The organism is Amycolatopsis sp. cmx-11-51 (assembly GCF_047608665.1).
In the GTDB taxonomy this organism is placed as follows: domain Bacteria; phylum Actinomycetota; class Actinomycetes; order Mycobacteriales; family Pseudonocardiaceae; genus Amycolatopsis.
On sequence record NZ_JADNQO010000004.1, the window covers coordinates 286421 to 312147 of the forward strand.

The 25727-nt window shown below is 68.6% G+C and carries 34 protein-coding genes; 22 read left to right on the forward strand and 12 right to left on the reverse strand.

All coding sequences use genetic code 11. The annotated features are described in order from the left end of the window. Positions 1 to 34: 34 nt before the first annotated feature. The 6 genes from ACM6LU_RS17825 (at position 35) to ACM6LU_RS17850 (ending at position 4767) form a co-directional block, all read left to right on the forward strand. Complete coding sequence (locus ACM6LU_RS17825) at positions 35 to 1339, forward strand: MFS transporter (RefSeq protein ID WP_414938830.1); 1305 nt, start codon at positions 35 to 37, stop codon at positions 1337 to 1339. Next, positions 1336 to 2736 (forward strand): pyridoxal phosphate-dependent decarboxylase family protein, encoded by a 1401-nt coding sequence (locus ACM6LU_RS17830; RefSeq protein ID WP_414938831.1) that lies wholly within the window; start codon positions 1336 to 1338, stop codon positions 2734 to 2736. Before ACM6LU_RS17825 ends, ACM6LU_RS17830 begins: the two co-directional genes overlap by 4 nt. A 75-nt stretch (positions 2737 to 2811) precedes the next feature. Further along, on the forward strand, positions 2812 to 3243 hold the full coding sequence (locus tag ACM6LU_RS17835) for an SRPBCC domain-containing protein (protein ID WP_414938832.1): 432 nt from the start codon (positions 2812 to 2814) through the stop codon (positions 3241 to 3243). Beyond that, positions 3233 to 3565 carry an ArsR/SmtB family transcription factor gene (locus ACM6LU_RS17840; protein WP_414938833.1) on the forward strand — a complete coding sequence of 111 codons (333 nt, stop codon included), beginning with the start codon at positions 3233 to 3235 and terminating at the stop codon, positions 3563 to 3565. The genes ACM6LU_RS17835 and ACM6LU_RS17840 overlap by 11 nt, the downstream gene beginning before the upstream one ends. After that, a complete protein-coding gene (locus ACM6LU_RS17845) occupies positions 3562 to 4254 on the forward strand; it encodes a DUF899 domain-containing protein (protein ID WP_414938834.1) in 693 nt (230 codons plus the stop codon). The genes ACM6LU_RS17840 and ACM6LU_RS17845 overlap by 4 nt, the downstream gene beginning before the upstream one ends. Before the next feature lie 33 nt (positions 4255 to 4287). After that, the gene (locus ACM6LU_RS17850; protein WP_414938835.1) at positions 4288 to 4767 is read left to right on the forward strand and encodes a DinB family protein; all 480 of its coding nucleotides are present in this window, start codon (positions 4288 to 4290) and stop codon (positions 4765 to 4767) included. Positions 4768 to 4849: 82 nt separating this feature from the next. On the opposite strand, the gene ACM6LU_RS17855 is transcribed toward ACM6LU_RS17850, so the two are convergent. The 4 genes from ACM6LU_RS17855 to mrf are packed head-to-tail and all read right to left on the reverse strand — an operon-like array spanning position 4850 to position 7612. Further along, positions 4850 to 5950, reverse strand: a complete 1101-nt coding sequence (locus tag ACM6LU_RS17855) for a GTP-binding protein (protein WP_414938836.1) — start codon at positions 5948 to 5950, stop codon at positions 4850 to 4852. Next, positions 5947 to 6105, reverse strand: a complete 159-nt coding sequence (rpmF, locus tag ACM6LU_RS17860) for a 50S ribosomal protein L32 (RefSeq protein ID WP_414938837.1) — start codon at positions 6103 to 6105, stop codon at positions 5947 to 5949. The genes ACM6LU_RS17855 and rpmF overlap by 4 nt, the downstream gene beginning before the upstream one ends. Then, on the reverse strand, positions 6105 to 6362 hold the full coding sequence (locus ACM6LU_RS17865) for a type B 50S ribosomal protein L31 (RefSeq protein ID WP_410657886.1): 258 nt from the start codon (positions 6360 to 6362) through the stop codon (positions 6105 to 6107). The genes rpmF and ACM6LU_RS17865 overlap by 1 nt, the downstream gene beginning before the upstream one ends. Next, positions 6359 to 7612 (reverse strand): ribosome hibernation factor-recruiting GTPase MRF, encoded by a 1254-nt coding sequence (gene mrf / locus ACM6LU_RS17870; RefSeq protein ID WP_414938838.1) that lies wholly within the window; start codon positions 7610 to 7612, stop codon positions 6359 to 6361. Before mrf ends, ACM6LU_RS17865 begins: the two co-directional genes overlap by 4 nt. A gap of 84 nt (positions 7613 to 7696) precedes the next feature. Between mrf and rpmB the strand changes: the two genes are divergently transcribed. From rpmB to cobA, 6 genes are all read left to right on the forward strand, one after another. Next, positions 7697 to 7933 (forward strand): 50S ribosomal protein L28, encoded by a 237-nt coding sequence (gene rpmB, locus ACM6LU_RS17875; protein WP_005149951.1) that lies wholly within the window; start codon positions 7697 to 7699, stop codon positions 7931 to 7933. Next, on the forward strand, positions 7933 to 8100 hold the full coding sequence (rpmG, locus tag ACM6LU_RS17880; RefSeq protein WP_005149953.1) for a 50S ribosomal protein L33: 168 nt from the start codon (positions 7933 to 7935) through the stop codon (positions 8098 to 8100). The genes rpmB and rpmG overlap by 1 nt, the downstream gene beginning before the upstream one ends. Continuing rightward, positions 8100 to 8405, forward strand: coding sequence for a 30S ribosomal protein S14 (gene rpsN, locus ACM6LU_RS17885; RefSeq protein ID WP_414938839.1), 306 nt, complete (start codon positions 8100 to 8102; stop codon positions 8403 to 8405). The genes rpmG and rpsN overlap by 1 nt, the downstream gene beginning before the upstream one ends. Continuing rightward, a complete protein-coding gene (gene rpsR, locus ACM6LU_RS17890; protein WP_414939149.1) occupies positions 8399 to 8632 on the forward strand; it encodes a 30S ribosomal protein S18 in 234 nt (77 codons plus the stop codon). The genes rpsN and rpsR overlap by 7 nt, the downstream gene beginning before the upstream one ends. Positions 8633 to 8820: 188 nt before the next feature. Further along, positions 8821 to 9228, forward strand: coding sequence for an ankyrin repeat domain-containing protein (locus ACM6LU_RS17895; RefSeq protein WP_414938840.1), 408 nt, complete (start codon positions 8821 to 8823; stop codon positions 9226 to 9228). 54 nt (positions 9229 to 9282) lie between these two features. Next, on the forward strand, positions 9283 to 10500 hold the full coding sequence (gene cobA, locus ACM6LU_RS17900; protein WP_414938841.1) for a uroporphyrinogen-III C-methyltransferase: 1218 nt from the start codon (positions 9283 to 9285) through the stop codon (positions 10498 to 10500). Here the strand turns inward: cobA and ACM6LU_RS17905 are convergent. Both ACM6LU_RS17905 and ACM6LU_RS17910 read right to left on the reverse strand, forming a co-directional pair. Continuing rightward, positions 10488 to 11048 carry a GNAT family N-acetyltransferase gene (locus ACM6LU_RS17905; RefSeq protein WP_414938842.1) on the reverse strand — a complete coding sequence of 187 codons (561 nt, stop codon included), beginning with the start codon at positions 11046 to 11048 and terminating at the stop codon, positions 10488 to 10490. The two genes, cobA and ACM6LU_RS17905, sit on opposite strands and share 13 nt — an antisense overlap. Next, the gene (locus ACM6LU_RS17910) at positions 11038 to 11925 is read right to left on the reverse strand and encodes an alpha/beta fold hydrolase (protein ID WP_414938843.1); all 888 of its coding nucleotides are present in this window, start codon (positions 11923 to 11925) and stop codon (positions 11038 to 11040) included. Before ACM6LU_RS17910 ends, ACM6LU_RS17905 begins: the two co-directional genes overlap by 11 nt. 117 nt (positions 11926 to 12042) lie before the next feature. Between ACM6LU_RS17910 and ACM6LU_RS17915 the strand changes: the two genes are divergently transcribed. The 3 genes from ACM6LU_RS17915 (at position 12043) to ACM6LU_RS17925 (ending at position 16121) form a co-directional block, all read left to right on the forward strand. Continuing rightward, positions 12043 to 12885 carry a crotonase/enoyl-CoA hydratase family protein gene (locus ACM6LU_RS17915; protein WP_414938844.1) on the forward strand — a complete coding sequence of 281 codons (843 nt, stop codon included), beginning with the start codon at positions 12043 to 12045 and terminating at the stop codon, positions 12883 to 12885. Positions 12886 to 12925: 40 nt separating this feature from the next. Continuing rightward, entirely contained in the window at positions 12926 to 14629 is a 1704-nt protein-coding gene (locus tag ACM6LU_RS17920; protein ID WP_414938845.1) for an AMP-binding protein, read from the forward strand. A gap of 733 nt (positions 14630 to 15362) precedes the next feature. Further along, the gene (locus ACM6LU_RS17925) at positions 15363 to 16121 is read left to right on the forward strand and encodes a D-Ala-D-Ala carboxypeptidase family metallohydrolase (RefSeq protein WP_414938846.1); all 759 of its coding nucleotides are present in this window, start codon (positions 15363 to 15365) and stop codon (positions 16119 to 16121) included. Positions 16122 to 16125: 4 nt separating this feature from the next. Here the strand turns inward: ACM6LU_RS17925 and ACM6LU_RS17930 are convergent, their stop codons facing one another. From ACM6LU_RS17930 to ACM6LU_RS17945, 4 genes are read right to left on the reverse strand one after another with little or no spacing between them, the layout of a single operon-like run. Next, a complete protein-coding gene (locus tag ACM6LU_RS17930; RefSeq protein ID WP_414938847.1) occupies positions 16126 to 16758 on the reverse strand; it encodes an NUDIX hydrolase in 633 nt (210 codons plus the stop codon). After that, the gene (locus ACM6LU_RS17935; RefSeq protein ID WP_414938848.1) at positions 16755 to 17936 is read right to left on the reverse strand and encodes an adenylosuccinate synthetase; all 1182 of its coding nucleotides are present in this window, start codon (positions 17934 to 17936) and stop codon (positions 16755 to 16757) included. Before ACM6LU_RS17935 ends, ACM6LU_RS17930 begins: the two co-directional genes overlap by 4 nt. Beyond that, positions 17933 to 18907, reverse strand: coding sequence for a hypothetical protein (locus tag ACM6LU_RS17940; protein WP_414938849.1), 975 nt, complete (start codon positions 18905 to 18907; stop codon positions 17933 to 17935). The genes ACM6LU_RS17935 and ACM6LU_RS17940 overlap by 4 nt, the downstream gene beginning before the upstream one ends. Positions 18908 to 18909: 2 nt before the next feature. Further along, positions 18910 to 19878, reverse strand: coding sequence for an adenylate cyclase (locus tag ACM6LU_RS17945; RefSeq protein ID WP_414938850.1), 969 nt, complete (start codon positions 19876 to 19878; stop codon positions 18910 to 18912). Between the two features lie 199 nt (positions 19879 to 20077). Here ACM6LU_RS17945 and ACM6LU_RS17950 point away from each other — a divergent pair, with 199 nt between their 5' ends. Both ACM6LU_RS17950 and ACM6LU_RS17955 read left to right on the forward strand, forming a co-directional pair. Then, positions 20078 to 20965, forward strand: coding sequence for a hypothetical protein (locus tag ACM6LU_RS17950; protein WP_414938851.1), 888 nt, complete (start codon positions 20078 to 20080; stop codon positions 20963 to 20965). Between the two features lie 18 nt (positions 20966 to 20983). After that, positions 20984 to 21418: a hypothetical protein gene (locus ACM6LU_RS17955; RefSeq protein ID WP_414938852.1), complete on the forward strand. Its 435-nt coding sequence runs from the start codon at positions 20984 to 20986 to the stop codon at positions 21416 to 21418. Positions 21419 to 21432: 14 nt separating this feature from the next. On the opposite strand, the gene ACM6LU_RS17960 is transcribed toward ACM6LU_RS17955, so the two are convergent. Both ACM6LU_RS17960 and ACM6LU_RS17965 read right to left on the reverse strand, forming a co-directional pair. After that, positions 21433 to 21810: a hypothetical protein gene (locus ACM6LU_RS17960; RefSeq protein ID WP_414938853.1), complete on the reverse strand. Its 378-nt coding sequence runs from the start codon at positions 21808 to 21810 to the stop codon at positions 21433 to 21435. Between the two features lie 23 nt (positions 21811 to 21833). Continuing rightward, positions 21834 to 22379 (reverse strand): hypothetical protein, encoded by a 546-nt coding sequence (locus ACM6LU_RS17965; RefSeq protein ID WP_414938854.1) that lies wholly within the window; start codon positions 22377 to 22379, stop codon positions 21834 to 21836. A 271-nt stretch (positions 22380 to 22650) separates the two neighbouring features. Here ACM6LU_RS17965 and ACM6LU_RS17970 point away from each other — a divergent pair, with 271 nt between their 5' ends. The 5 genes from ACM6LU_RS17970 to ACM6LU_RS17990 all read left to right on the forward strand — a co-directional run bounded on the left by ACM6LU_RS17970 (position 22651) and on the right by ACM6LU_RS17990 (position 25541). Then, positions 22651 to 22884, forward strand: coding sequence for a hypothetical protein (locus tag ACM6LU_RS17970; protein WP_414938855.1), 234 nt, complete (start codon positions 22651 to 22653; stop codon positions 22882 to 22884). A 37-nt stretch (positions 22885 to 22921) separates the two neighbouring features. Further along, positions 22922 to 23533, forward strand: coding sequence for a CDP-alcohol phosphatidyltransferase family protein (locus ACM6LU_RS17975; protein WP_414938856.1), 612 nt, complete (start codon positions 22922 to 22924; stop codon positions 23531 to 23533). 273 nt (positions 23534 to 23806) lie between these two features. After that, positions 23807 to 24190, forward strand: coding sequence for a glycine cleavage system protein GcvH (gene gcvH, locus ACM6LU_RS17980; RefSeq protein ID WP_409491304.1), 384 nt, complete (start codon positions 23807 to 23809; stop codon positions 24188 to 24190). Positions 24191 to 24315: 125 nt separating this feature from the next. After that, the gene (gene garA, locus ACM6LU_RS17985) at positions 24316 to 24783 is read left to right on the forward strand and encodes a glycogen accumulation regulator GarA (RefSeq protein ID WP_414938857.1); all 468 of its coding nucleotides are present in this window, start codon (positions 24316 to 24318) and stop codon (positions 24781 to 24783) included. After that, entirely contained in the window at positions 24780 to 25541 is a 762-nt protein-coding gene (locus tag ACM6LU_RS17990) for a MerR family transcriptional regulator (RefSeq protein WP_414938858.1), read from the forward strand. The genes garA and ACM6LU_RS17990 overlap by 4 nt, the downstream gene beginning before the upstream one ends. The last annotated feature ends 186 nt before the right edge of the window (positions 25542 to 25727 follow it).

The window sequence follows — 25727 nt, forward strand, 5'->3', positions numbered from 1 at the left end:
GGCCTTCATCGGGAGAATCGCCTCGAGGAGGATCATGGCAGTCCTGCCAGCACGGACGAGGTACCGCTACTCGCTCGGCTCGTTCGTCACCGGCCCGTTCGGCACGGTTCCCGGCCTGCTCCTCCTGAAGTACCTCACCGACACGATGGGCGTCGCGGCGGGCGTGGCAGGCCTGATCGTGTTCGTGCCCAAGGCCTGGGACGTGCTTTTCAACCCGATCGCGGGCAGGCTCTCGGACGCGGACCTGGTCCGGACCGGCAGCCGCCGCCGATTCCTGCTCTTCGGCGGCATTGGCGTCTCGGTCTTCTTCGCGGCGCTGTTCGCACACCCGGGCTTCGGCGGCCCGGTGCCCGACGCGATCTACGTAGTCGTCATGTTCCTGTTGGGTGCCACCGCGTACGCGTTCTTCCAGGTGCCGTTCAACGCGCTGCCCGCCGAGCTGACCGATTCGGCCGAAGAGCGCACGAAGCTGACCAGCGTCCGGATCGGCTTCCTCGCCGTCACCATCCTGATCGCCGGTGGCGGCGCGCCCGCGATCACCGAACTCGTCGGCGGCGTCTCGGGTTACCGCGTCATGGGCTTGTTCATCGCCGTAATCATCCTGCTCGCGACACTCGGTGTGTACTTCGGACTGAAGGACGCTCCCGTCGGCGCGCTGCGGCCGAACACGGTGAGCCCGCGCGAATTGTTCCGGACGCTCGCGCGGTGGCGGCCGTTCCGCTGGCTGCTCGGCATCTACTTCGTCCAGGCACTCGGCATCGGCACGGTGCTGGCCGCGATCCCGTTCTTCGCCGAGCGGATCCTCGGCAACTCCGCCTACTCGACAGTCCTGTTCGTCGGGTTCGTCGGCCCGGCGCTGCTGACCATGCCGCTGTGGCCGAAACTCGGGGCGAGCCTGGGGAAGCTGGCCGGTTTCCGCATCGCCACCGCCGCGTTCGGCGTCGGCCTGCTGGGACTTCTCGGTGCCCAGGTGTTCCCGTTCGCGATCACGATGGTGTTCGTCGCCTTCTGCGGTGTCGGGTACGCGGGGATCTCGGTGTTCCCGCTGGCGATCCTGCCCGACCTGATCAGCGACGAGGAGGAGCGGACCGGTGAGACCAGGGCCGGGGTCGCCGCCGGGGTCTGGACCGCGTCGGAGACGCTGGGACTCGCGCTCGGACCGGGGCTGTGGGGCCTCGTGCTGCAGTTCGGTGGTTACCAGTCCAGTCTCGGCGCCAACGCCGAGCAGCCCGACAGTGCGCTCACGGCGATCCTGCTTGGCACGTCCATCCTTCCGGCCGTACTGATCGTGCTGGGTATCCCGCTGCTGCGGAAGTCCGTGCTGGAGCGCCGGTCATGACCGCCGAAGACGTCCTCCGGGAGTTGCGCGAACTACGCGCGGGGGACCTGCCGACGCACGGGGGCCGGACACTCGCCTACGTCTACGACAGCGGTCTGTCCGAAGTGGACGAACTCGGCGCGGCGGCGCACGCGCTGGCGTCGTCGGCCAACGGCCTCGACCCGACCGCGTTCCCCAGCCTGCTGCGGATGGAGAACGACCTCGTCGGCACCGCCGCGCGGTTGCTCGGCGGCACGGCGGAGACGGTCGGTTCGGTGACCTCGGGCGGCACGGAGTCGTGCATGCTCGCCGTTCTGGCCGCCCGCGACGCGCATCCCGAAGTGACGTCGCCGAGCATCGTGCTGCCCACGACAGCGCACGCCGCGTTCCACAAGGCGGCGCATTTCTTCGGTGTCCGCGTAATTTCGGTACCGGTCGATCCGGTGACCTTCCGCGCGGTTCCCGAAGCGATGGCCGCGGCGGTCGATGACACCACGGTGCTCGTCGTCGCGAGCGCGCCGTCGTACGCGCACGGCGTCCTCGACCCGATCCCGGAGATCGCGGCGCTGCTGGACGGCGTCCGGTTCCATGTGGACGCCTGCATCGGCGGCTGGGTCCTGCCGTACCTGGATTTCGGTCCTTTCGGTTTCGACGTCCCCGGGGTCACCAGCGTTTCGGTGGACCTGCACAAGTACGCCTACTGCCCGAAAGGCGTGTCGGTTCTCTTGCACGCCAACGCAGGACTACGCCGCACGCACTACTTCGCCAGCGCCGACTGGCCCGGCTACACGATGCTGAACACCACGTTGCAGAGCACGCGGTCGGGTGGCCCGCTGGCGGCGGCGTGGGCGGTGGTGCGTCACGTCGGCGACGAGGGTTACGCGAAACTGGCTTCGGCCGCGCGTGAGGCGGCCGTGCAAATCCGCGCGGGAGTCGAGGCGCTGGACGGACTGCGTGTCCTCGGCGACCCGATCTCGACGCTGCTCGCCTTCACCGTGGACACCGGTGCGGGATTCGACCTGTTCACCGTCGCGGACGAGATGCGTGAGCGCGGCTGGTACGTCCAGCCCCAGTTCGCCCACGAGTCCTCGCCCGCGAACCTGCACCTGACCGTGACGGCCGCGAACCGGGGCAGTGAAACCGAATTTCTCGACAGCCTCGCCGCTTCGGTCGACGCCGCCCGTGAGTCCGGGCCGGTCGTCGTCGATCCGCAGGTGGCGGAGTTCGTGGCCGCGCTCGATCCCGCGACGCTGACCTCGGAGCAGTTCGCCGGGCTGCTGGCGGCCGCGGGTCTCGGCGGCGGCGCGGGCCTGCCGACCCGGATGGCCGAGATCAACGCACTGCTGGCCACCGCACCCGGCCCGCTGCGTGAACGTCTGCTGCTGGAGTTCCTCGGCGCGCTGTACTCGGCTTCCTGAGCCACCCTTGACGCAATCGTCTGGTTGCCATACAAAGATATGGCAACCGATTGATTGCTACTTGAGGAGGTCGTCGTGGGATTCCCCGACCGCATCGAACGCACCGTCGAGATCGCCCATCCGCCCGCGAAGGTCTGGGCCGCGTTGACCACGGCCGAGGGGCTGGGCACCTGGTTCGGGAACCAGGCGAGCATCGACCTGAGGCCCGGTGGTGACGCCGAGATGAAATGGGACGAGGGGCACAGGGCGAACATGCGCGTCGAGCGCGTCGAGGAGCCGGAGATCTTCGGCTTCACCTGGAACATCTACGGCCTGCCCGACGACGACCCGCGCCGCACCTATGTCGAGTTCACCCTCGAACCGGTCGGCGCGGGCACGCGGCTCACCGTCGTCGAGTCCGGCTTCTCCCAGCTTCCGGACGACACCCACAGCGTCGCGTTCGAAGGGAACACGAAGGGGTGGGCGGCCGAGTTGGGCGAACTGATCGAATACCTCGATGCCGTCTGACATCGAAGCGATCGCCGAACAGGTCTTCGTCGCACTGGCCGACCCGAGCAGGCGGAGCATCCTCGCCACCCTCGCCTCGGCAGGCCCCGCCACGGCGACCGATCTGGCCGAGCGGCTGCCCATCACCCGGCAGGCCATCGCCAAGCACCTCGCCGTGCTCACCGATGCCGGCCTGGTGACCCCGGAACAGGGGGAGCGGCGCCGCGTGCGCTATCGGCTGCACTCGGCCCCGATGCAGGTCGCCCAGCAGTTCCTCGCCGCGCTCGCCCGCGATTGGGACGGGCCGCTCGCGGCTCTGAAAGACCATCTGGAGGGATCATGAAGATCAACACGGTGTCCCCGGCCGAATGGGAAGAAGCGCGGCTCCGCCTGCTGGTCAAGGAAAAGGAGCTGACCCGCGCCCGTGACGCGCTCGCGGCCGAGCGGCGGCGGATGCCGTGGGCCGCGGTCGAGAAGCCGTACGAGTTCGAGGGACCGAACGGGGCGGTGAGCCTGCTGGATCTGTTCGAGGGGCGCCGTCAGCTGATCGTCTACCGGGCTTTCTTCGAACCCGGCGTGGAAGGCTTCCCCGACCATGCCTGCCAAGGCTGCTCGCTGGTCGCCGATCAGGTCGCGCACGTCGCCCATCTGAACGCCCGCGACACCACGCTGGCCTTCGCCTCACGCGGACCGCAGCCGGATCTCGCGCGGATGAAGGCGCGGATGGGCTGGACGATGCCCTGGTACACGATCACCGGTGACTTCGACGTCGACTTCGGGGTCGGCGAATGGCATGGCACCAACGCCTTCATCCGCGAAGGCGACCAGGTCTTCCGGACGTACTTCGTCCACGATCGCGGTGACGAGGCGATGGGGAGCACGTGGAGCTACCTCGACATCACCGCGTTGGGGCGGCAGGAGGAGTGGGAGGATTCGCCGGAGGGGTATCCGCAGACGCCGCCGTACGAATGGTGGAACTGGCATGACGCCTACGAGGGCGCCGCGCCCGCCGGTGGCTGCTGCTCTGGCTGACTACTGATCGACTTGCGACGACAGGAGATTCGGATGGGTTCGTTCGCTGTGCCGCTGGACGACGAACGCACACAGTTCGACGCGTTCATCGAGGAACATCGCGGCGCCATCGAGACGACTCTCGACGGTCTTACCGAGGAGCAGGCCCGCCGCCGGCTCGTCACGTCGGCGACGACGTTGCTCGGGCTGCTCAAGCACGTGACGTGGATGCAGCGGGTCTGGTTCGAGGAGTGCGTCGGCGGCGCGTCCCGCCGGGAGCTCGGCCTGGCCCGGGATCCGGACGAATCCTTCCGGCTCGCCGACGACGACACCGTCGCCTCGATCACGGCGGCCCATCGGGAAGCTTGCGCCACGGCCAGGGCGGCGGTCGCGGACCTGCCGCTGGACACGGTCGTGACCGGGCACCGGATGGGGCCGCGGACGCTTCGCTGGGTGTACCTGCAAGTGCTGCGGGAGCTGGCTCAGCACTGCGGACACGCCGACATCCTGCGTGAACAAGTACTCGCCGACTGACCGCAAGCAGTCCTCTAGTTGCGGTAGTTGCACACGCAACGACCGCAACTAGAGGACTACTTGCGGTGGGGTAGCGACCAGATTAGTGGACGTGCACGGCTTCCCACGCAGGAAAAGGATCCGCCCCACCGAACTCCACAGTGGACAAACAGCCCTCGAGCGAGTCCAGCAAAGCGTTCTTCGCCAGCCCCACCCCGATGAACACGAGTTCCTGTCGCGGCGTGTCCTCGACACCCTGCGGCTCGAACCGGGCGACCGACCCGGCCTGCGACCACAGCCCGGTCACCCCGGGCCGTGAAGCCAGCGAGAAGAACCCCTTCGAGCGCAGGACCGTCCCGAACTCGCCGGAATCGAGCCTGCCGACGAAGTCCCACAACCGTTCGGCGTCGAACGCCCGCCCGGCGCGGAAGACCACGCTGGAGATCCCGTACTCCTCGGTCTCGGGGACGTGATCGCCGTTGAGTTCCGCCACCCAGCCGGGTGCTTCCTGCGCCCGCTCGACGTCGTAGCGCCCGGTGCCGAGCAGCCGATCGAGTGGGACTCGGCCGTGCGTCGAGATGATCACCTCGGCGGCCGGGTTCAGCCGCCGCAGCACCGCCGTCAACCGTTCGAGCGAAGCGGACGGCACGAGATCCGCCTTGTTGAGCAGGAGGACGTCCGCGAATTCGATCTGGTCCATCAGCAGATCGCTGACCGTCCGCTCATCCCCGTCGTACTGGGCTAGCCCGCGTTCGGTCAGTGCGTCCCCGGTCGACAGTTCTCGCTCGAAGTTCACCGCGTCGACCACGGTCACCATGGTGTCCAGGCACGCGGAGTCCAGCAGAGTGGCGCCGTCTTCACGGGCGAAGGAGAACGTCGCCGCCACGGGCATCGGTTCGGAGATCCCGCTGGATTCGATGAGCAGGTAGTCGAACCGCCCGTCCGCGCACAGCCGCGACACCTCTTCCAGCAGGTCGTCGCGCAGGGTGCAGCAAATGCACCCGTTGGTCATCTCGACGAGCCGTTCCTCGGTGCGGGAGAGGCTGTTCCCGTCCCGCACCAGCGCGGCGTCGATGTTGACCTCGCTCATGTCGTTGACGATCACCGCCACCCGAAGCCCCTCGCGATTGGCGAGGACGTGGTTGAGCACGGTCGTCTTGCCCGCACCGAGGAAGCCGGACAGCACCGTGACCGGCGTCGTCACTCTCCACCCCGATAGAAGTGCTTCATGAGTTTGCGCGGCACCAGTTTCGTCTCACCGTTCACCTTGATCGGCACCAGATCGGGCACGGCCGCCTTCCACTGCGAGCGCCGGGACCGGGTGTTGCTGCGCGACATCTTCCGCTTCGGGACGGCCATTACTTCGCACCCCCGCGGCGCCCGTATCGGCGATGGAACTTCTCGACCTGTCCCGCACTGTCCATGATCCGCTGGGTGCCGGTCCAGAACGGATGCGACCACGAGCTGATCTCGACGTTCACCACCGGATAGGTGTTGCCGTCGCTCCACTCGATGGTCTGCTCGGACGTGGCGGTGGACCGCGTCAGGAAGGCGTCCCCGGTGGAGAGGTCCTTGAACACCACGGGGTGGTAGTCGGGGTGGATGCCGGGTTTCACTGCGTTTCGTCCTTTCGGTTCGACACATTCGCGTCGTGTTTCGCCGGATCGATTTCCGTGTCCTCACACGGCTCTTCGTGCCACTCGCCGAACGGATCCGGGTAGCGGAGCCATTCCCGCTCCCCGGCGGCGAGTTCCTCGTCGGTCAGCAGCGCCCCGTTCAGGGCGGCTTCGACCTCGTCGGGGGTGGCCTGATCGGTGACGACGACCAGTTCCTGCGCGCGGTCGCCGTACAGCGGGTCCCAGCGCAGGGACGCGAGCGTGCGGCGTTCGGGGGAGACGTCGGCCCAGTCCGGCCCGCCGGGGGCGGCGAGCCACGGCCCGGCGTGCCCGATACCGAGCCCGCCGCCCGCCGACTCGATCCACAGCGCCATGTCCGGCTGGCTCGCCACCCAGAGCCGCCCCCGGCTCCGGACGACGCCGTCGAGCAGGACGTCGATCGCGTCGTGGAGGCGCTCCGGATGGAACGGGCGCTGCGAGGTGAAGGTGAGCAGCCCGATCCCGCAGTCGGTGTGCAACGGCGGTTCACCGCGCAGCAGCGGTCCGTGCATGTCGGTGACCTCGCCGCGCCGGGCTCCGGCGGGGACGGCGTCGAGCACGGTCTTTCCGTCCACGGCGGACAGTTCGACGCGGGGGATCGACGGCGCGACCCGATCGAGCACCGCCGACGCCTTCGCCGCCGACCAGGCGTCGGTCGCGGCGCCGGCGAGGACGACCAGGTCGGCGAATTCGACCTGTGCCAGCGCGACCTGGGCGACGGTGCGCTCGTCCTCCGGGCTGGCCTGCAGGTTCCGCTCGGCGAGAATGTCGTCGCCGGTGGTGTCGGCCAGCCAGCCGGCGCACTCGACGACGGCGAGTACGGCCTCGAGATCGACGTCCTCGATCACCGGTCGCTCGCCGACGAGGACGTTGTGCAGCGCCCAGCTGACCGGTTCGGGTTCCATGGCTTCGTCGAGCCGGACCACTATCCGCCGGACCTGTGGCTGCTGCGAGAGCTTGCGCAGCAGCGGCAACAGGTCTTCGCGCAGGGTGCACGAGACGCAGCCGTGCGCCAGTTCGAGGACGGTCAGCTGGTCGCGGTCGCCGAGCTGGATCCGCCGTTCTACCACTCCGGAGTGAATCTGCCTCAGGTCGTGGTGCACGACGGCGGTACCGAGCTTGGCCAGGCGCAGCCGCTCGGCGAGGTCGGCGTTCGGTCCCGGTGCGAGGCCACTGATCAGGACGAGGGGCACGCGCGGGTTTTCGGTCACTGAAGCTCCGGGGCGTCGATTGCGGGCTGGTTCGACTGTGTACAGTAAATGAAAACGACAACCGATATCAACTTAGGAGGGTGTATGTCAGCCGTGTGCCAGGTCACCGGCCGCAAACCGGGCTACGGGAAGCAGGTGTCGCATTCGCATCGGCGCACGTCCCGGCGCTGGGAGCCGAACCTGCAAGCCAAGCGTTACTTCGTGCCGAGCGAAGGGCGCTGGGTCCGGCTGCGGGTCTCGGTGAAGGGCATGAAAACCATCGACAAGCGGGGAATCGAGGCCGTCGTGGCCGAACTCCGCGCGAAAGGGGTGAAGCTCTGATGGCCAAGAGCACCGACATCCGGCCGATCATCAAGCTCCGTTCGACCGCCGGCACCGGCTACACCTACGTCACGAAGAAGAACCGCCGGAACGACCCGGACCGCATGGTGCTGCGCAAGTACGACCCGGTCGCGCGCAAGCACGTCGAGTTCAAGGAGGAACGCTGATGGCCAAGAAGTCCAAGATCGCCAAGAACGAGCAGCGCAAGGTCATCGCCGCGCGCCACGTCCAGCGCCGTCGTGAGCTGAAGGCCACCATCGCTTCGCCGTCCGCGTCGCCAGAAGAGAAGGCGGTCGCGGTGTCGGCCCTGCAGGCGATGCCCCGGGACGCCAGCGCGACCCGGATCCGCAATCGCGACACCGCAGACGGCCGCCCGCGCGGCTACCTGCGGAAATTCGGGCTCTCACGGGTCCGGATGCGGCAGCTGGCGCACAACGGCGAACTGCCCGGCGTCACGAAGTCGAGCTGGTGAAGCCGAGCCGGGACCGCCCCGTCAAGCGGAAGACGAACCTGTTGCACGCCAACAAGATCACCGAGGTCGACTGGAAGGACGCCGACCTGCTGCGGAAGTTCGTCTCCGACCGCGGCAAGATCCGCGCCCGCCGGGTCACCGGCCTGACGCCGCGGCAGCAGAAACAGGTCGCCACGGCGATCAAGAACGCCCGTGAGATGGCCTTGCTGCCCTATCCGAACGCGTGAACCCGCCCGGCCGAAGGCCCCGCTATCGCGGTGGCAGGGCGCCCTATTCGCCCACCGTGACGTGATCTGCCAGGCAGCGCCCTGCCACCGCGATAGCGGTCGAGGGTTCACCGACAGACACTGAGCCCGCCGGTCCGGGCGGTGTGACACGCCGTCCGGACCGCGGTTCCTGTGGGAGAATCGGCCGCATGACGGAGAACTCCGGACAGGCCGAGGAATTCGATCCCGAACTGCTGGCGCTGTGGGCGAAGGTGTTCGCCTTCGCCAGGGCGGGCGCGACGGCCGATCTCGCCGCGTACGTCGACGCGGGCGTTTCGGCGAATCTGACCAACGACCGGGGCGACACGCTGGTCATGCTCGCCGCCTATCACGGCCACGCGGAGACGGTCGCGGCGTTGCTCCAGCGCGGAGCCGACCCGAACCGCGAGAACGACCGCGGTCAGAGCCCGCTCGCCGGCGCGGTCTTCAAGAACGAGCCCGCCGTCGTGAAGGCGCTCCTCGAAGGCGGCGCGGACCCGGCGGCGGGGGAGCCGTCGGCGATCGACGCGGCCAAGATGTTCGGCAACACCGAACTCCTGGCCCTGCTGGAGCGCTGAGGCGGTTCTCACTCGGATCGCGGTCCGGGCCGATGGATCCTTACACTGCCCCGCATGGATGACCCGCATTACCTCTCCGGCCTCGACCTGGCAGGCCGTCGTGTCGTGATGATCGGCGGCGGGACGGTCGCCCAGCGCCGTCTGCCCCGGTTGATCGGTGCCGGCGCGCGGGTCGAGCTGGTCTCGCCGCACACGACGCCGTCGGTGAGCGCCATGGCCGACGCCGGGGAGATCGTCTGGCACGAACGCCGCTACGCCGAGGGTGACCTCACCGACGCCTGGTACGCGTTGGCGTGCACCAACGACCCCGAGGTCAACGCCGCCGTGTGCGCCGAGGCCGAACGCGTACGGGTCTTCTGCGTTCGCGCCGACGACGGTGACCTCGGCAGCGCGGTCACCCCGGCCTCGGGCAGGCACGGCGGACTGCTGGTCGGGGTCCTCTCCGGTGGCGAGCCGCTGCGGTCGGCCACGGTCCGGGACAGCATCCTCGACGGCCTGCGTGCCGGTACCGTCGCCGACGGCCGCGTGCCGGACGCTCACGACGACCTTCCCGGCGTCGCACTGGTGGGCGGTGGCCCCGGCGATCCGGAACTGATCACCGTCCGCGGCCGCCGTCTCCTCGCCAGGGCCGACGTCGTCGTCGCCGACCGGCTGGCCCCGCGCGAACTGCTCGACGAACTTTCTCCCCACGTCGAGATCGTCGACGCCGCGAAAATCCCTTACGGTCGTGCCGCCAGCCAGGAAGTGATCAACTCCACCCTGATCGACCGGGCCAAGGCGGGCAAATTCGTCGTGCGGCTCAAGGGCGGCGATCCGTATCTGTTCGGCCGCGGCTTCGAGGAAGTCCTGGCCTGCGCCGAAGCGGGCATCCCGGTGACGATGGTTCCGGGCATCACCAGCGCGTTCTCCGTACCCGCCGCCGCGGACGTCCCGGTGACCCATCGCGGCGTCGCCCACGAGGTCGTGGTGGTGACCGGCCATGTCGCGCCGGACGACGAGAAGTCGCTGGTGGACTGGGATCTGCTGGCGAAGATGCGCGGGACGATCGTGCTGATGATGGGCGTCGAGCGCCTTCCGCTGTTCACGAAGGCGCTCCTGGAGGGGCGGCCGGGGGACACGCCGGTGGCGATCGTCGAGGACGGCACGATGCGTACGCAGCGGGTTCTTCGCTCCACTTTGGACAGTGTGGTCGAGGACGCGGCGGCGGCCGGGGTGCGGCCGCCAGCGGTGATCGTCTTCGGCCCGGTGGCGGGGCTGGCTCAGTCTTCCTGATCGTCTTGGGAGCAGTAAAACCAGTCGGCCCCGTCATCGCCGGGGGTGTCGAATTCGTCTGCCCGGAGCAGACCGGCCCGGAGCGCCACCCGCTGTGACGCGACGTTCTCCGGCCGGACGCGGGCGATCACGACGTCGTCCGGCCGGTGGGTGCGCGCCCAGTCCACTGCCGCGGTGGCTGCCTCACTCGCGTACCCGGCGCCCCAGGAGAACGGAAAGAACCGGTAGAAGAGGTTCAATACCGCGTGCCGCCGGAAGCCGACGATCTTCACCCCGCAGAACCCGAGCGGCTCCGGTGAGTCCTGCCGTCGGACCGTCCAGTACCCGAATCCGTACCGGTCCCACTGGTGCGACCAGCGGAGCAGCAGCAGTTCCGCTTCCTTGCGGGTCTCGATCAGGTCCGAAGGGTTGTGCTCGCAGGCCACCGGATCGGTGTGGAGAGCGAAGATCGCGTCGAGGTCTTCGGGCGCGGGACGGCACAGCAGCAGCCGTTCCGTCCGCAGTTCCTCCGCGCCCGAGTTCCGGGTCGGCGCCGGCTCAACGGTCATGACAGCGCGCGGAGAAGTCGACGATGGCTTCGGTCAGGCGGCTCGGGTCGAAGCGTAGTTCGACCGGGCTGCGGGCCTGGACGAACTCGGCGGCAGGCATGTCCGCGGCCAGTGTGTCCGCGTCACCGAAAGGATGGATCGGGTCGCGCTCGTGCCCGATGACCAGTGCTGGGGTCTCGATCTTCCGCCGGATCGACTTCGGCGGCGCGATCCGGCCGAAGAGCACGCCGTGCAGGAGCGCGGCCATCGGCGCGGGCTGCTGGGAAAGCGTGTCGGTGACCACGTCGACCCACTGGTTGCCGTGCGGGACGAGTTTCGCCGCCAGCGCCACCCCCTGCACGGTCACCGGCAGGAACCGGGCGGCCATCAGCAGTGGCGTGAACGTGATCAGCCCGGAGACGATCGCGTTGTCCAGCACGGGCATCTCGACGATCAGCCCGAGCGCGCGGTCCGGAGCGGCGACGCCCACCTCGAGGGCGACATTGGCGCCCAGCGACGTCCCGCCGATGACGGCGGCGTCGATGTCCAGGTGGTCGAGAAGCGCGACGGTCTGCTCCGCGAACGCGGGCATCGAGTACAGCCACGACTCGGTGGGCCGGTCCGAGTCACCGTGACCGAGCAGGTCGAGCGTCACGGCCCGGAAACCCGCTCGCGCCAGCTTGCGGGCGAGCGGGGCGTGCATCCGCCGGGTCAGCATGATGCCGTGGGTGAGGATGACGACCCGGTCGCCGGAGCCGAACTCGGTGTAGGTGAGCCGGTGACCCTCATGGGTGAAGGACCCCGACAGTTCGATCGGCCGGGAGGATCGTTCCCGTCGTCGTCCGGGGGTCGGTATGGGCAGGTCGGCGACCGCGGTGGCGCTGCTGGCCGGGCTCATATCTCACCGTCCTTCGTCGATCGTCGGTACTCGCCGGTATTTCCAGGAAAGCATCTCAGAGCGGCCGGGCACAGTGGCCATTGGCAGCCTGTCGATCACATGAGTCAAGATGACCTCATGACCGCTACAGCTGACAGTCTTCCCGATCTCGTTTCGCTCAAGGTGGACATCGACGGGCACGTCGCCGAAGTAACGCTGCTCGGTCCGTCCAAAGGCAACGCGATGGGCCCGGATTTCTGGCGTGAGCTGCCGATCGTCTTCGGCGCGCTCGACGCGGACCCGCAGGTCAGGGCGATCGTGCTGACCGGCGGCGGCAAGCACTTCTCCTACGGGCTCGACCTTCCCGCGATGATGCCCGGCTGGGGCGAAATGCTCGGCGGAGACGCGCTCGCGGGCCCGCGGTCGAAGTTCCTCGACGAGGTCAAGACCCTCCAGGCGAGCGTGTCCTCGGTCGCCGAATGTCGTAAACCGGTCATCGCGGCCATTTCCGGCTGGTGCATCGGCGGTGGTGTCGATGTGATCGCGGCCGCCGACATCCGCCTGGCGAGCGCGGACGCGAAGTTCAGCGTGCGCGAGGTCAAGGTCGCGATCGTGGCCGACCTCGGCAGTCTGCAGCGGCTCGCGCCGATCATCGGCGAGGGGCACCTGCGAGAGCTGGCCTACACCGGCAAGGACGTCGACGCCGCCCGCGCGGAGAAGATCGGCCTGGTCAACGACGTCTTCGCGGACCAGGAGACGCTGCTGGCCGAGGCCCGCAAGCTGGCCGGGGAGATCGCCACCAATCCGCCGCTGGTCGTGCAGGGCACCAAGAACGTCCTCTCGGTCAACACCGAACGCCAGGTCGCCGAAGGCCTGCGCTACGTGTCGGCCTGGAACGCCGCGTTCCTGCCAAGCAAGGACCTCGCCGAGGCCGTGCAGGCCTTCCTCGAGCGGCGCGCGCCCGAGTTCAAGGGAGAGTAGAAAGAACCGGCGGCCATCCAGCGGACCAGGGAGGACGATCGTGAGCGCTTCGGAGGCACATCGCACGTTCCGCGAGGCGCGGGACTATCTGCAGACCCATCGCGAGGACTACGAAACCGCGTATCGCGACTTCACCTGGCCCCGGCCCGCCGAGTTCAACTGGGCGCTGGACTGGTTCGACGTCGTCGCGGCCGATCCGGCCAATCAGGACCGGTACGCGCTGTGGATCGTCGAAGAGACCGGCATCGAGAACCGCTGGACCTACCCGGAGATGGCGCGCCGGTCCGATCAGGTCGCGAACTGGCTGCGCTCGCTCGGTGTGGCCAGGGGCGACCGGCTGATCCTGATGCTGGGCAACCAGGGCGAGCTGTGGCAGACCATCCTCGCGGCGATCAAACTGGGCGCGGTCATCATCCCGGCCTCGACCCTGCTCGGCCCGGCGGACCTCACCGACCGGGTCGAGCGGGGCGCGGCGAAACACGTCGTGATCCGCTCCGCCGACGCGCACAAGTTCGAGAACGTCGGCGGCGACTACACCCGGATCGCCGTCGGTGAACCGGTCGAGGGTTGGCAGTCCTTCGTGGACGCCTACGAGCAACCGGAGGACTTCACCCCTGACGGCCCGACGGCGGCGGACGACCCGCTCCTGTTGTACTTCACCTCCGGCACGACCGCGAAACCGAAACTGGTGCGGCACACCCAGGTCTCGTATCCGGTCGGCCATCTGTCCACAATGTACTGGATCGGTCTCGAACCTGGCGACGTCCACCTCAACATCTCCTCGCCAGGCTGGGCGAAACACGCGTGGAGCAACGTTTTCGCGCCATGGAACGCCGAGGCGACGGTGTTCCTCTACAACTACGCGCGCTTCGACGCGGTATCCCTGATGGCACAGATGGAACGCTGCGGCATCACCAGCTTCTGCGCCCCGCCGACGGTGTGGCGGATGCTCATCCAGGCGGACCTGACCGTGCTGAAGACCCCGCCGGGCAAGGTGGTCGGCGCGGGCGAACCGCTCAATCCCGAAGTGATCGACCAGGTCGAGAAGGCTTGGGGCGTCACGATTCGCGACGGCTTCGGGCAGACCGAGAGCAGCGTCCAGATCGCCAACACCCCCGGACAGGACGTCGTACCGGGATCGATGGGCCGCCCGCTGCCCGGCTTCACCGTCGCGCTCGTGGATCCCGTCACCGGCGAGCGTGCGCGGGAGGGCGAGATCTGCCTCGACCTCGCCAAGCGGCCGGTCGGGCTGATGACCGGATACGCGGACGACGACGAGCGCTCCGCCGCGGCCTTCGCGAACGGCTTCTACCACACCGGGGACGTCGGCTCGGTCGACGAACGCGGCTACATCACCTACGTGGGCCGGACGGACGACGTCTTCAAGGCGTCGGACTACCGGATCTCGCCGTTCGAACTGGAAAGCGTGCTGCTGGAACACGACGCGGTCGCCGAGGCGGCCGTGGTCCCCGCACCCGACCCGATCCGGCTCGCCGTGCCGAAGGCGTACGTCGTCCTCGCGAACGGGCACGAACCCACAGCCGAGACCGCGGTGTCCATCCTGGCCTTCTGCCGCGAGCATCTCGCGCCGTACAAGCGGATCCGGCGGCTGGAATTCGCGGAGCTGCCGAAGACGATCTCCGGCAAGATCCGGCGGGTCGAACTGCGAGGACGCGAGAACGACGCGGGTGAGCGGCCGGCGGGGGAGTTTCGCGAGGAGGACTTTCCGCAGCTGAAGGGCTGAGTGTCCGGCGGGTCTTGAGTGGTAAGGACGGTTCTAGCCGTTTTTGCCACTCACGAGACCCGTCCCGACGTCCATCGGCCCCTCTATGCGTGCGTGGGGTATGGGGATACTTCCGTGCGGTGGGTGAGGGGCTGGGTGGATTTTGGGACGTCAGATGCCCAAATCCACCCAGTCAGGAGCGAGGGTGCCGGTGATCGTTCGGGCGCTCCAGGCAGCGAAGGCTCCTTCCCCACTTTGAGAGTCAGGGACACCGGTTGCGAAGCTCGATCAGCAGAGTTTCAGAGACATGCCTCCCCGGCACACGCCCGAGCGGGGAAGATTTCGGACGTTCACCGTCCCAAATCCTCCCCACTCGACCCTTGCCGGCACCAGAAATGTCAAGCCCGGACTACCACCAGCAGCTCTGCGACTTGCCGGGACCCTGACCTCGACAGTAGGCAAGGAGGCCTACACGTACTGGGGAAGGGAGCCTTCCCGCGCCGCCGTTGTGGCTGGTATTGCAGCCGGGGCCAGGGTGGCGTTCCGGCGTGAATGAAGGGAACTTTGAGAGACCCAGGGTCCCTCGAGGAGTCCTTCACGGACCGAAGCCTCCGGGACCCGCCCAGCCGCTCCTGTGGGTCGAATGACCCACAGGACGCCACCCGGAACCGCGTTAGCATCCAAGCCAGTGAATCGTTGACAACCCGTGGGGGTCACGGGTCTCACCTTCCCTGCCCTGAAAGGTGTTCCTGTCATGCGCATTCGTCTTTTACTGCCGATGCTCGCCCTCGTGGCCGGGCTCGGTACCGCGGTGGCCGCTCCGGCCGGCGCCGACCCGGGCCCGGTGACGGCGGGAGATGTGGCCGCCGCCGACGCCTGCTATTCCTGGGGACGCACGCTGTCCGAGGGCGCGTCCGGTGAGGACGTCCGTCAGTTGCAGATCCGCGTGGCCGGTTATCCCGGTTTCGGCGGCGTGCTGGCGATCGACGGCCAGTTCGGCGCGGGCACCAAGGCCGCGGTGACCCGGTTCCAGCAGGCGTACGGGCTCGGCGCGGACGGTGTCGCCGGGCCGGCCACGTTCACGAAGATCTACGCACTGCAGGACGACGACTGCACGCCGGTCAACTTCACGTACGCCGAACTGAACCGGTGCAACTCGGACTGGTCCGGTGGCAACGTTTCCGCCGCGACGGCGAAGGCCAACGCGCTGGTGTCGATGTGGAAGCTGCAGGCGATGCGGCACGCCATGGGCGACCGGCCGATCGACGTCAACGGCGGCTTCCGCAGCGTCTCCTGCAACAACGCGGTCGGCGGGGCGGCCGCCAGCCGTCATCTGTACGGCGACGCGGTCGACCTCGGGGCGGGCGCGCAGGGTTTCTGCGGGCTGGCGCAGCAGGCCCGCAACCACGGGTTCAGTGAGATCCTCGGCCCGGGTTACCCCGGCCACAGCGATCACACGCACGTGGCGCACCGGTCCAGCCGGTTCTGGTCGGCGTCCTCCTGCGGGATCTGATCCGTCACTCCCAGCGCCACAACGAAGGCGGCCGTCCTCCCTTGGGGAGGGCGGCCGCGTGCTCGGTGGTCCGCCGCAACCCGGGGACCCGCTCCATGATCCGGCCCAGATTGGCCGGATAGGGGCGGTCCCCGGTCAGTGCTTCGGTCGCGTCCAGGGCTTGGGCCGTCGTGAAGGTCGATCCCAGCAGCCCAGCGGTGAAGGCGACGTCTCGCCACAGCCGCTCGGCCAGCAGCGGACGGCAATCCGCCACGATCCGGTCGTGGTCGAAAGCCAGCGGGGGGACCGCGTCCAGCGGCGCCCACACCACGTTTCCCGGATCGTCGAGCGCGGGGTCCGTGGTGGCCCACAAGGCGATGGAGAGGGTGGGCCCCCGGGGATCACGGTTCGGCTCGTCGAACGTGGTGAGCTGCCCCGTCGCCGAGAGCGCGTCCAGCGGCAGCCCGAGTTTGGTGACGGCCGCCCGGCTCGCCGCGTCCCGCAGCCGCTCCCCGAGCCCGAGCAGCACCCCTGGCAGGGCGAGTTCCCCTTCGAACGGCTCGGCGGCTCGCGCCGCGACTCCCAGCAGCACGGTCCTGGTACCGGGGGCGAACCTCACCACGAGCACGTCCACGGACACCGGCGTCGACTCGATCACGCGTTGATTGTCGACCTTGCCTCCGCGACCCGGTAACCGGCCCTGTCCGGGCCGTACCCGGCGACGGCCACCGGCAGCCGGGCGCCGAACCACGCCAGCGGGTCCGGCAGTTCGACGGCGGGGGAGCCGTCACCGGGCACGACCCGCAGGCCGGTCGCGTCGAGGTGGGTCACCGCGAGCGCGTCCACGCCGTCGCAGGCCGCGATGGCGTACTCCAGCAACGCCGCGTCGAGATGGCCCGCCCGCCACGCGCCCTGGAATTCACCGGTGTCGTTGTGCGCCTCGGGAAACCGGGCGAGCACGGAGGCGGACTCGGTGGGAAGCGGGCCGGCGCCGTGCCGGGTGAGGTAGGTCCGCGTGACACCCAGTACGGCGTGCGGGCGCCCGTCCAGCAGTGCGCGGGCGTTGTGCGGCGTGGTGGTGGACCAGGTCGTATGCGGGTGGAACCCGTGGTGCTGGTCGAGGAGAGCCCCCTGCGCTCCCTCGAAGACCAGCCGTCCGGAGTCCGCGAGGGCACCGTCGGTGATCCGCACCGCGTCCGCGAAATCGCGGTACAGCGCCACCAGCTCGTCCACGCTGTGCGGCGGGGTGGCGAGCGGGGCGTAGAACCGTGCGAGCGCGTCGAGCTTGCGCCGCAGCACCGACGGCCGGGCGCAGTCGGCGACCGTCGGCGCGTCATCCGGCGTCCCGAGCACCTCCTGGCTCTCCACCACATCGCCCGGCACGGCCCCGGGCAGAAGCGAGTACCAGACGGTCTCGCCGATCCCCTTTCCGCACGAGCCATGCCGTTTCGTGCCGCGCGCCTCCTCTCTCGTCCGGTTGGCGTGGATGTGGAACGGGGTCGTGAGCAGTGCCCGCCCGTCCACGCTCAGCAGTGAGAGCGGGTTCCGGACGCCGCCGGTTTCCAGTTGCCGGGCTTCGGCGGCCAGCGCGAACGGCTCGACCAGCACGAACCGCGACAAATGGGTGGGCACACCGGCGAACGTGCCCGCCCCGAACTGGCTGAAGGTGTGATGCCGCCCGTTCACGACGACGTTGTGCGCGGCCTGCGCGCCCCCGTTGAACCGGACGACAGCCGTGGTGGGCCGGTCGGCGCAGAGGGCGTCGACCACGGCTCCCTTGCCTTCGTCGCCGAAACCGAGCCCGACCACCACCACATGCCCGTCCAGGAGACTCATCGCAGCACCACGTCGTCCGGGCCGGTGAGCTCGGGCACCGCCGACGTGACGACGGTCCTGGTGCTCAAATTCGCCAGTGCCTTGCCGACCGCCGCGCTCTCGGCCGCCGAACCGACGTCCGCGAGGTCGGCGAGCGCCCGGTCGACGTCGACGACCTGTTCCTCCAGCCCGATCGTGGCCGCGATCAGTTCGCACACCGCGCCGGGATCGTCGAGTTTGAGGAAGTTCTGGCCGAGCAGACCGCTCCAGTGCTCGCCGATCTCCGGGTCGTTGTAGTACGACGACTGGTTCGGCAGCACGAAGTAGACGTGCCACTTGCGGGCCAGCTCGCGGTACACCGACGCGGGGTCGATGTCCTCCCGCACGTCGTCACCGATCACCCGGCGGATGTGGCGGGCCTCCAGCGCGGGCTTGTTCAGCTCGTCGCCGATGAGGAACAGATAGCCCTTGCGGCCGCGGTTCTGCCACGCGTCGGTGACCACGTGCCGGGCCATGAAATAGGCGGCCAGTTCGTAGGACTCGCTCTTCTGTCCGCCACCACCGCCTTCGAGGAAGATCGTGCGCAGCTGCTCGTCCATCCGGTTGTCCGACTCGAACTGCCCGATCTGCAACGGCACCCGGTCGCTGTCGGCGTCGCCGATCGCACCGAAGAGGACCTGCGGGTCGGCCAGGTAACCCCGGCGTTTCAGCAGGCCGTGCAGTTTGCCGAGCTTGCCCTGCATGATCCGGGGCACCCGGCGCATCGAGCCGGTGACGTCGAACAGCACCGCGATCGGCGTCGAATCGGCGTGGTCGGCCGAATCCCGGCACTCCCGGACGGCGTTAGCCGGGTTGAGCGCTGCCGCCGCCTTCCATGCGGAAGCGGGCTTCTTGCGGAGACCGGCGCTGTAGCCGAAGTCGTCCTCCCCCTTGGCCGCGCGGAAAGTCTTCGCGGCGGCGTAGGCGTTGTCGTCCCAGTGTCCGTGTCCCATGGTCAGGCTCCTGTCTCGGGGATGGTGAAGGATCGGAAGGTGCGGGGGCCGTACAGCTCGGCGAGCAGGTTGTCGTACTCGTCGAGCAGATCAGCGGCGTCGGGCCGCTGTCCCGGGGCTTCCTGGGTGCACCACGTTGCAAACTCGCGTTGACGGGTTTCCCGTGGTGCCAGCAGCGAAAGCATCAATCTGTGCAGCATGTGGACGTCGGTGGCCGCGGTCATCGGCAGTCCTTTGTGGACCTCCGGCGGGTAGTCGATGGACTTGTCCGCCGCCAGCGGGAGCACACCTTCCTCGACGGCGAAGGACCAGCCTGCCAGGACGATGCCGTGTCGCTCGGGGTGGACCAGCACGTTGTCCGCGGTGAGGTGGCCGTGGACGACACCCGCGCGGTGCGCGCCCGCCACGGCGCGCAGCAGGCGCCGGTGCATCCAGGCGTAGTCGCGGCCGTCGAGCCCGTCCGGGAAGGCTTTCGCGATGTCGGCGAGGGTGGTGAACCCGTCGACGAGCGGGTCGAGGACGCTGAACGCGCGGTCGCCCCGCGCCACCGGGCCCGAGGTGTCGATCAGGCGTGGATAGTACGGGCGCAGCCAGCGGTGCCGTTCGGTGAAGCCGTCGAGCGTGCGCAACGCCGCCCACTCGGCGTGGATCAGCGGGTTGAGCGCCGGATCGCGCACGATTTTGACCAGGTGAGGGCTGGTGGTGCGATAGGTCGTCGCGATGCTGCCCACCGCGTGCGGCCGGGTCAACGGATAAGCCGCCGTCGCGGTGGTGACGGTTTGGTGCCGGGATTGCTTCCAATCGGCATAGAAGCGATTGAGGGTGGCGGCCGCCTTATGGGCTCGAGGGTCGCCGGGATTCCGGTCGGGGTGGAGGACGGCCGCCAGATCGCGGTAGCGGTGGTGGGCGAACAGAGTGGCCGCGTCGACCGCGTCCTCGATCGTCGTCACGGCGTCGTCCCTGGTGAGCATGGTTTGAGTCTAGACGACTCTTACCTGGTTCGGCAAGGGGGTCCGTATGCCCGCCGACGACGGGCGAAGAAGCGAAATGGTTACGGAAACGGTCGTGTAGGTACAAATCCCGTGCCGTTCGACCGCTCCGGAGAATAGACTGAAGTGGCGGAACAAGGGGGTGGTGACCTTTCCGGAACAGTCGCGGAAAAGTCAAGGGGTGGCCGTTCTGCTCGCGATCGGAATCGTGCTGGGATCCATCGCGGCTTTCGCCGGGAGATGGACGGCCGAGGGGCTGGCCGGAAGGTACGATTTACGCGCGGTGGTCTCTGTGTCGGATTCCAAGACCACCGAAGGACAGAACGGCCCGCACACCACTTACGAGATCATGGCCGTCACGGAAAACGGCCGTGCGCTCGAGCTGCCGACGGCCGAGACGTTCGGCCTCGCGGAGCCGGTGATCGTGCGGCTTTCCTCGCTGACGGACCGGGTGCTGTCCGTCCGTGGCGCGGACGCCGTGGTGGAAGCCCACCATCCGGGGGAGAAGATCACGGCGATGTCGATCGGCGGAGCGCTCGTGGTGCTCGGGGTCGTCGTGGCGTTCCTCGTGGCGAGGCCGGTGACCGTGCGTAAGTCGCTGTCGTTCCTGGCCGGGTTCGCCTTCGCCGCCTATGTCGTGCTGGCACCGCTCGGTTTCGGCGGGACGGCGTACCGCGAGGCGGCCGATCCCGTTCCGAACCTGTGGGAGCATCGCCGCGAGGCCTGGGGGCCGCCACCGGTGATCGGCAAGGGACAGACCGCGGTGTCGGGGGAGTCGGCCGTGCGTGTACTCGACAGCCGACCGGAGCCGCCAGAAGGAGCCGAGGCGTGGCTGAGCGGGTTCCGGGTCCTCACCTTGCAAATGGAGGCGTCCAGGCTGGGCGACACGGCTTTGGAGCTGTCAGCCGACGAGCACGGTGCCCCGCAACGGGTCAAGGACTGCGCGGGCGCTCCGGATGCTTTCGACGGCACCGCGGGTCTCGTCTGTTTCGTGGTTCCGGCCGGGTATCAGCCGAAGTACCTTCTCGTCGGCAATCTCGACCGGGAAGTCCTGCTGGCGCTCCAGTGATTCGAGGAAAGGAATTCCGTGCCGGAGAAACCATCGAATTCCGGGGTTCTTTCGCAGGTTTTGCAGTTCGCGATCCCGTTCCTCGTTCTCTTCGGGTTCGTCTGGGGGTTCTTCGGCTCCGATGTCCGTGAACTGAGCACCGGCGAGGACGTCACGATCACCGAAATCTCGGGGTGCACCGCGGAGGGATCCGCGGTCGGCGGGCAGACGCCCTACTGTGCCGGGAAGTGGCGGTTCGACGACGGGCGTACGGGAGGCGGCAGGATCGAAGGCGGCAAGACCACTGAAGGCGACAAGGTCTTCGTCGGCGACGGATTCGCCTACAGTTCGAGGTCCTCACTGATCTGGAGCGTGTCGCTGAACGGTCTGCTGGGGCTGTTCCTGCTGGGCCTGGTGGTCGTCGGGGCCGTGCTCCACCGGCTGGACAAGGCCCGGCAGCGTCGCGAGGAGTGACGCCGCCGGGGTGCTCAGAGCCGGGTCGCTTCGATCTGCCGCTCGTCCTCCGTGGAGCAACTCGTCACCGGATCGTTCGGTCCGCTCCCGCACGTCCACGCGCCGATGACGACCGGCCCGGGGCCCTGCGGCGAAGCGGCTTCGGCGGGGGTCAGCTTGGCGAAGTAGTCCGTGAGCACCTGCGTCGCTTCGGCGCAGTCGGTCTTCCCGTGGGCGACGACCTTGTTCTTCGCGCTCTGAAACCCGGTGACCTCGCCACACGGTGTTCCAGTCGGGGCCTTTTCGGCAACGGGGGACGACGGCGCCGGCGCGGCCGACGGGGTGGGATCGGCGCCGCAGCCGCTCAGCACGACGACGGCCAGCAGGACAGGGAGTGCGGAGAAGCTCTTCATGGGCCCTTCTTCTCGGGGATGGTTCATTCGACGGGGACGACGGCGGCGAACACGTTCTGTTCGCCCTTGCCGCAACTGGTGCCGCCTTGCGCGGCGGGAGCGCCGGAGACGCACAGCCAGCCGTCGACGGTCTCGCTGACCGGCTCGTCCGAGCTCGCGGACTGGCGTCCGGCGATCGTCTTGTGGAACGAGCCGACGATCCCGGTCGCGTCCGCGCAGGAGACCCCGGGCCCGTTGAGTACCTGCAGGGTCAGCCCGCTCGCCGCGGTGACCGTGCCGCACGAACCCTGTACCGGTTCAGCCGGTTTGGGTTTGGGGGCGGATTTCGGGGCAGTGGACGGACTCGGCGCGGTCTGCGAGGGGATCGGCGGTACCGGCACGCTGGTCACGTTCGAAAGGGGTGCGGGCGGCGAGACCGACACGGAGGTGACAGGCGGTGGCGGATCTTCGCCCGAACAGGCGGCGAGTGTTCCGGCGGCCGCGCAGGCCGCGAACAGGCGCCGCCACGTTCCCGTGGTCGTCGAGACGGGCAAGGCGATCCTTTCGTCGGCCGTTGCTGGCCTGCCCATTCTGACCAGGGCGGGCCCGATGCCGTGGCATTGAGCCACGTTCGATGCGCGGGAGGCTATCGCGCCGAGGGCGCGGCGGTACGCGAGGACCGCCCAACCACTGTCCATTATGGACAATTAACATGCCGTCACAGCGTGACGACACCCTACTGTCGTCGCGAACCGATCGGACGAATCCGGCACCGGGTCGTTAACGCCCGGCTCTGTTCCGCCGAAAACAAAGGTAGCGCTCCGGCGTGTCCCAGTCCCCGTCACCGAAACCGTGAGAGCGATGAAGACCGACGAACAGAACGACCCCGCGTCATTCGAGGCCACCGCACCGGCGAGCACGGAGCTGCCACCCACGGCACCGTGCACCGTCGTCTGGTGCGGCGGCCGCCCGTACGTCCTGGAGAGTTCCTCCGGCCACACCCGCTGGATAGGTACCGACCATCGGGGCAGGCCCGTGGCGCTGACCAGCGCGGACCTGCAACGCCGCGGCTGGAGCCACACGCGGGCCAGCTGACGCGGGAGAACCCGCCGCCGCTGGATAGGCTGAGCGGGTGAGTACGCCCCCCGAACCGAGCGTGACCAGCGAAGAGCCTTCTTTGCTGCGGCAGGCCCTGAACGTTCCCAACATGCTTTCGATCCTCCGGCTCGCCGGGGTGCCGGTCTTCCTGTGGCTGCTCCTCGGCCCGAAAGAAGACGGCTGGGCGTTCGCGCTGCTCGTGTTCAGCGCGCTCACCGACTGGCTCGACGGCAAACTCGCCCGCTGGCTCAACCAGATGTCCCGGCTCGGTCAGCTGCTCGACCCCGCCGCCGACCGGCTCTACATCCTCGCGACGCTCGTCGCCTTCCTGATCCGCGACATCATCCCCTGGTGGCTGGTGGTCCCGCTGGTCGTCCGCGAGGCCGTGCTGGGCGTCTGCGTACTGCTGCTGCGCCACCGCGGGTTCGCTCCGCCGGAGGTCACCTACATCGGCAAGGGCGCCACCTTCGTGCTGATGTACGCGTTCCCGTTCCTGCTGCTCACCCAGGGCGGTTCCGACCTCGCCACGATCGCCCGCCCGATCGGCTACGCCTTCACGGCGTGGGGTGCGGTCCTGTACGTCTATTCGGGCGTGCTTTACGTCGTCCAGACGGCCCGGGCCCTGCGAACGGCCGATCCGGACTAGGCCGTCTCTCCCAGAGTGGGGTTGGCAGGTTGGGCGAGGACACGCGCGTGCTTTTTCGGCCGGAGGCCTCGGATTTGCGAAGGCCGGCCGCTGATACGGCTGGGTGAGGGACCAGCTGATGCCGCGGCCCGGCTGCGGAAATCCGAAACCACGCTTCGAGAGCCACAGTCCAGGCCGTGTCCTGGCTTGCGGGAGGCGCCGGGCGCCTGCCCCGGCGGGATGCGAAACTGCGCGCGTCGGTTTCGAGCGAGGGCGTCAGAAAGGGGAGCGGCGTTGTCCACTCCAGAAGAACTGCGTTACACCGAAGAGCACGAGTGGGTCTCCGTGCGCGACGGAGCGCTCGTGCGCGTGGGCATCACGGAGTACGCCCAGGACCAGCTCGGTGACGTGGTGTTCGTCGACCTGCCGGAGGTCGGCAAGCAGGTCGGCTCCGGCGACGCGTTCGGCGAGGTCGAATCGACCAAAAGCGTTTCCGAGCTGTTCGCCCCGCTCGACGGCGAGGTGGTCGCGGTCAACGACGCGGTGACCGAGTCGCCCGAGCTGATCAACAGCGACCCCTATGGTGAGGGCTGGCTGATCGAGCTCCGCCTCGACGACGCGAGTACGGTCGAATCCCTGCTCGAGGCCGAGGCGTACCAGGCCCTGATCAAGGAATAGCCGCTGGCCGCGGCCCTCCGGTCCGGGTAGGGGGAGCCGCGGACCGGAGATTCGATCAGACACGGTACGTTTGTCTTCTGCACGTTCTTGAGTAGTGGCAACACACATGCGTTAGGAGAGCTCAGGTGAGCACGAACGACGGGCCCGGCGTTCCCCCGGAGCAGTCTCCGGAGCGGACTTCTGTCTTCCGGGCCGACTTCCTGGCCGACGTCGAAGGCACTGAGGCTCCTCCGGCAGCCGAGGCGCCCGTCCAGGGTGTGGACGCGCTGCCCGCGGGTTCCGCGCTGCTGGTCGTGAAGCGGGGCCCGAACGCGGGTTCGCGCTTCCTGCTGGACCGCGAAACCACCAGTGCGGGACGGCACCCGGACAGCGACATCTTCCTCGACGACGTCACGGTTTCGCGGCGGCACGCCGAGTTCCGCCGTGAGGGTGGCGAGTTCGTCGTCATCGACGTGGGCAGCCTCAACGGCACCTACGTCAACCGCGAGCCGGTCGACCAGGCCGTCCTCGCCGGTGGCGACGAGGTGCAGATCGGCAAGTTCCGCCTGGTCTTCCTGACCGGTCCGGGTTCCGGGGGCCAGGGGGCACAGTGACGGCGGCCGGGCGGCCTGATCGGGATGCGTCGCAGCGCGATGGGTTGAGCATCGGGGCCGTGCTGGCACAACTGCGCGGTGACTTCCCCGATGTCACCATCTCCAAGATCCGGTTCCTCGAGGCGGAGGGTCTGGTCCAGCCGGGCCGGACCCCGTCGGGGTACCGGCAGTTCGCCCCGGCGGACGTGGAGCGGTTGCGATTCGTCCTGTCCGCCCAGCGGGATCACTACCTTCCACTGAAGGTCATCAAGGAACAGCTGGACGCGGCGGATCAGGGCGCCGCGCTCTCGGCGGAGGTGCCCAAGCCGCCGCGAAAACTCGTTTCGCTCGACGCCCCGGGGGAGAACGGCGGACTGCCGTCCCCCGGGGACTTCGAATGCGATCGCGAGATCAGGCTGACCGAGGAAGATCTGCTCCGCCAGGCCGGCATCGACGCCGCTACCCTGGCCGAGCTGCGGCAATACGGTCTGGTCCGCCCAGGCGTGGCGGGGTTCTTCGACCCCGACGCGGTCCTCGTGGCGAAGACCGTGAAAGCGATGACCGAATTCGGTATCGAGCCGAGACATCTGCGTGCCTTCCGGGCCGCGGCCGACCGCGAAGTCGGCCTGCTGGAGCAGATCGTGACCCCGGTGTATCGGCACCGTGACGAGGACGCCCAGGCGAGGGGCGACGAGGTCGTCCGCGAGCTCGCCGCACTGACCGTCGCGTTACATACGCTCTTGGTGAAGGCCGGAATACGGGCCGTCACGGGCGGCTGAGTGGTTACGGGGACCGGGAACCGTGGTGAGTCCACTTGTCAATGACTGAATGTTCGGCATCCAATGCCGTACCGTGAGAGTTGGTTTGCCACGAGCGAACCGGGAATGTCGGAGACAGCGAGCACAGCGCTCGGAAGACGGGTAGCGTCGGGATCGCCGTCGCTTGATCGTCGAGACAAGCGTTGC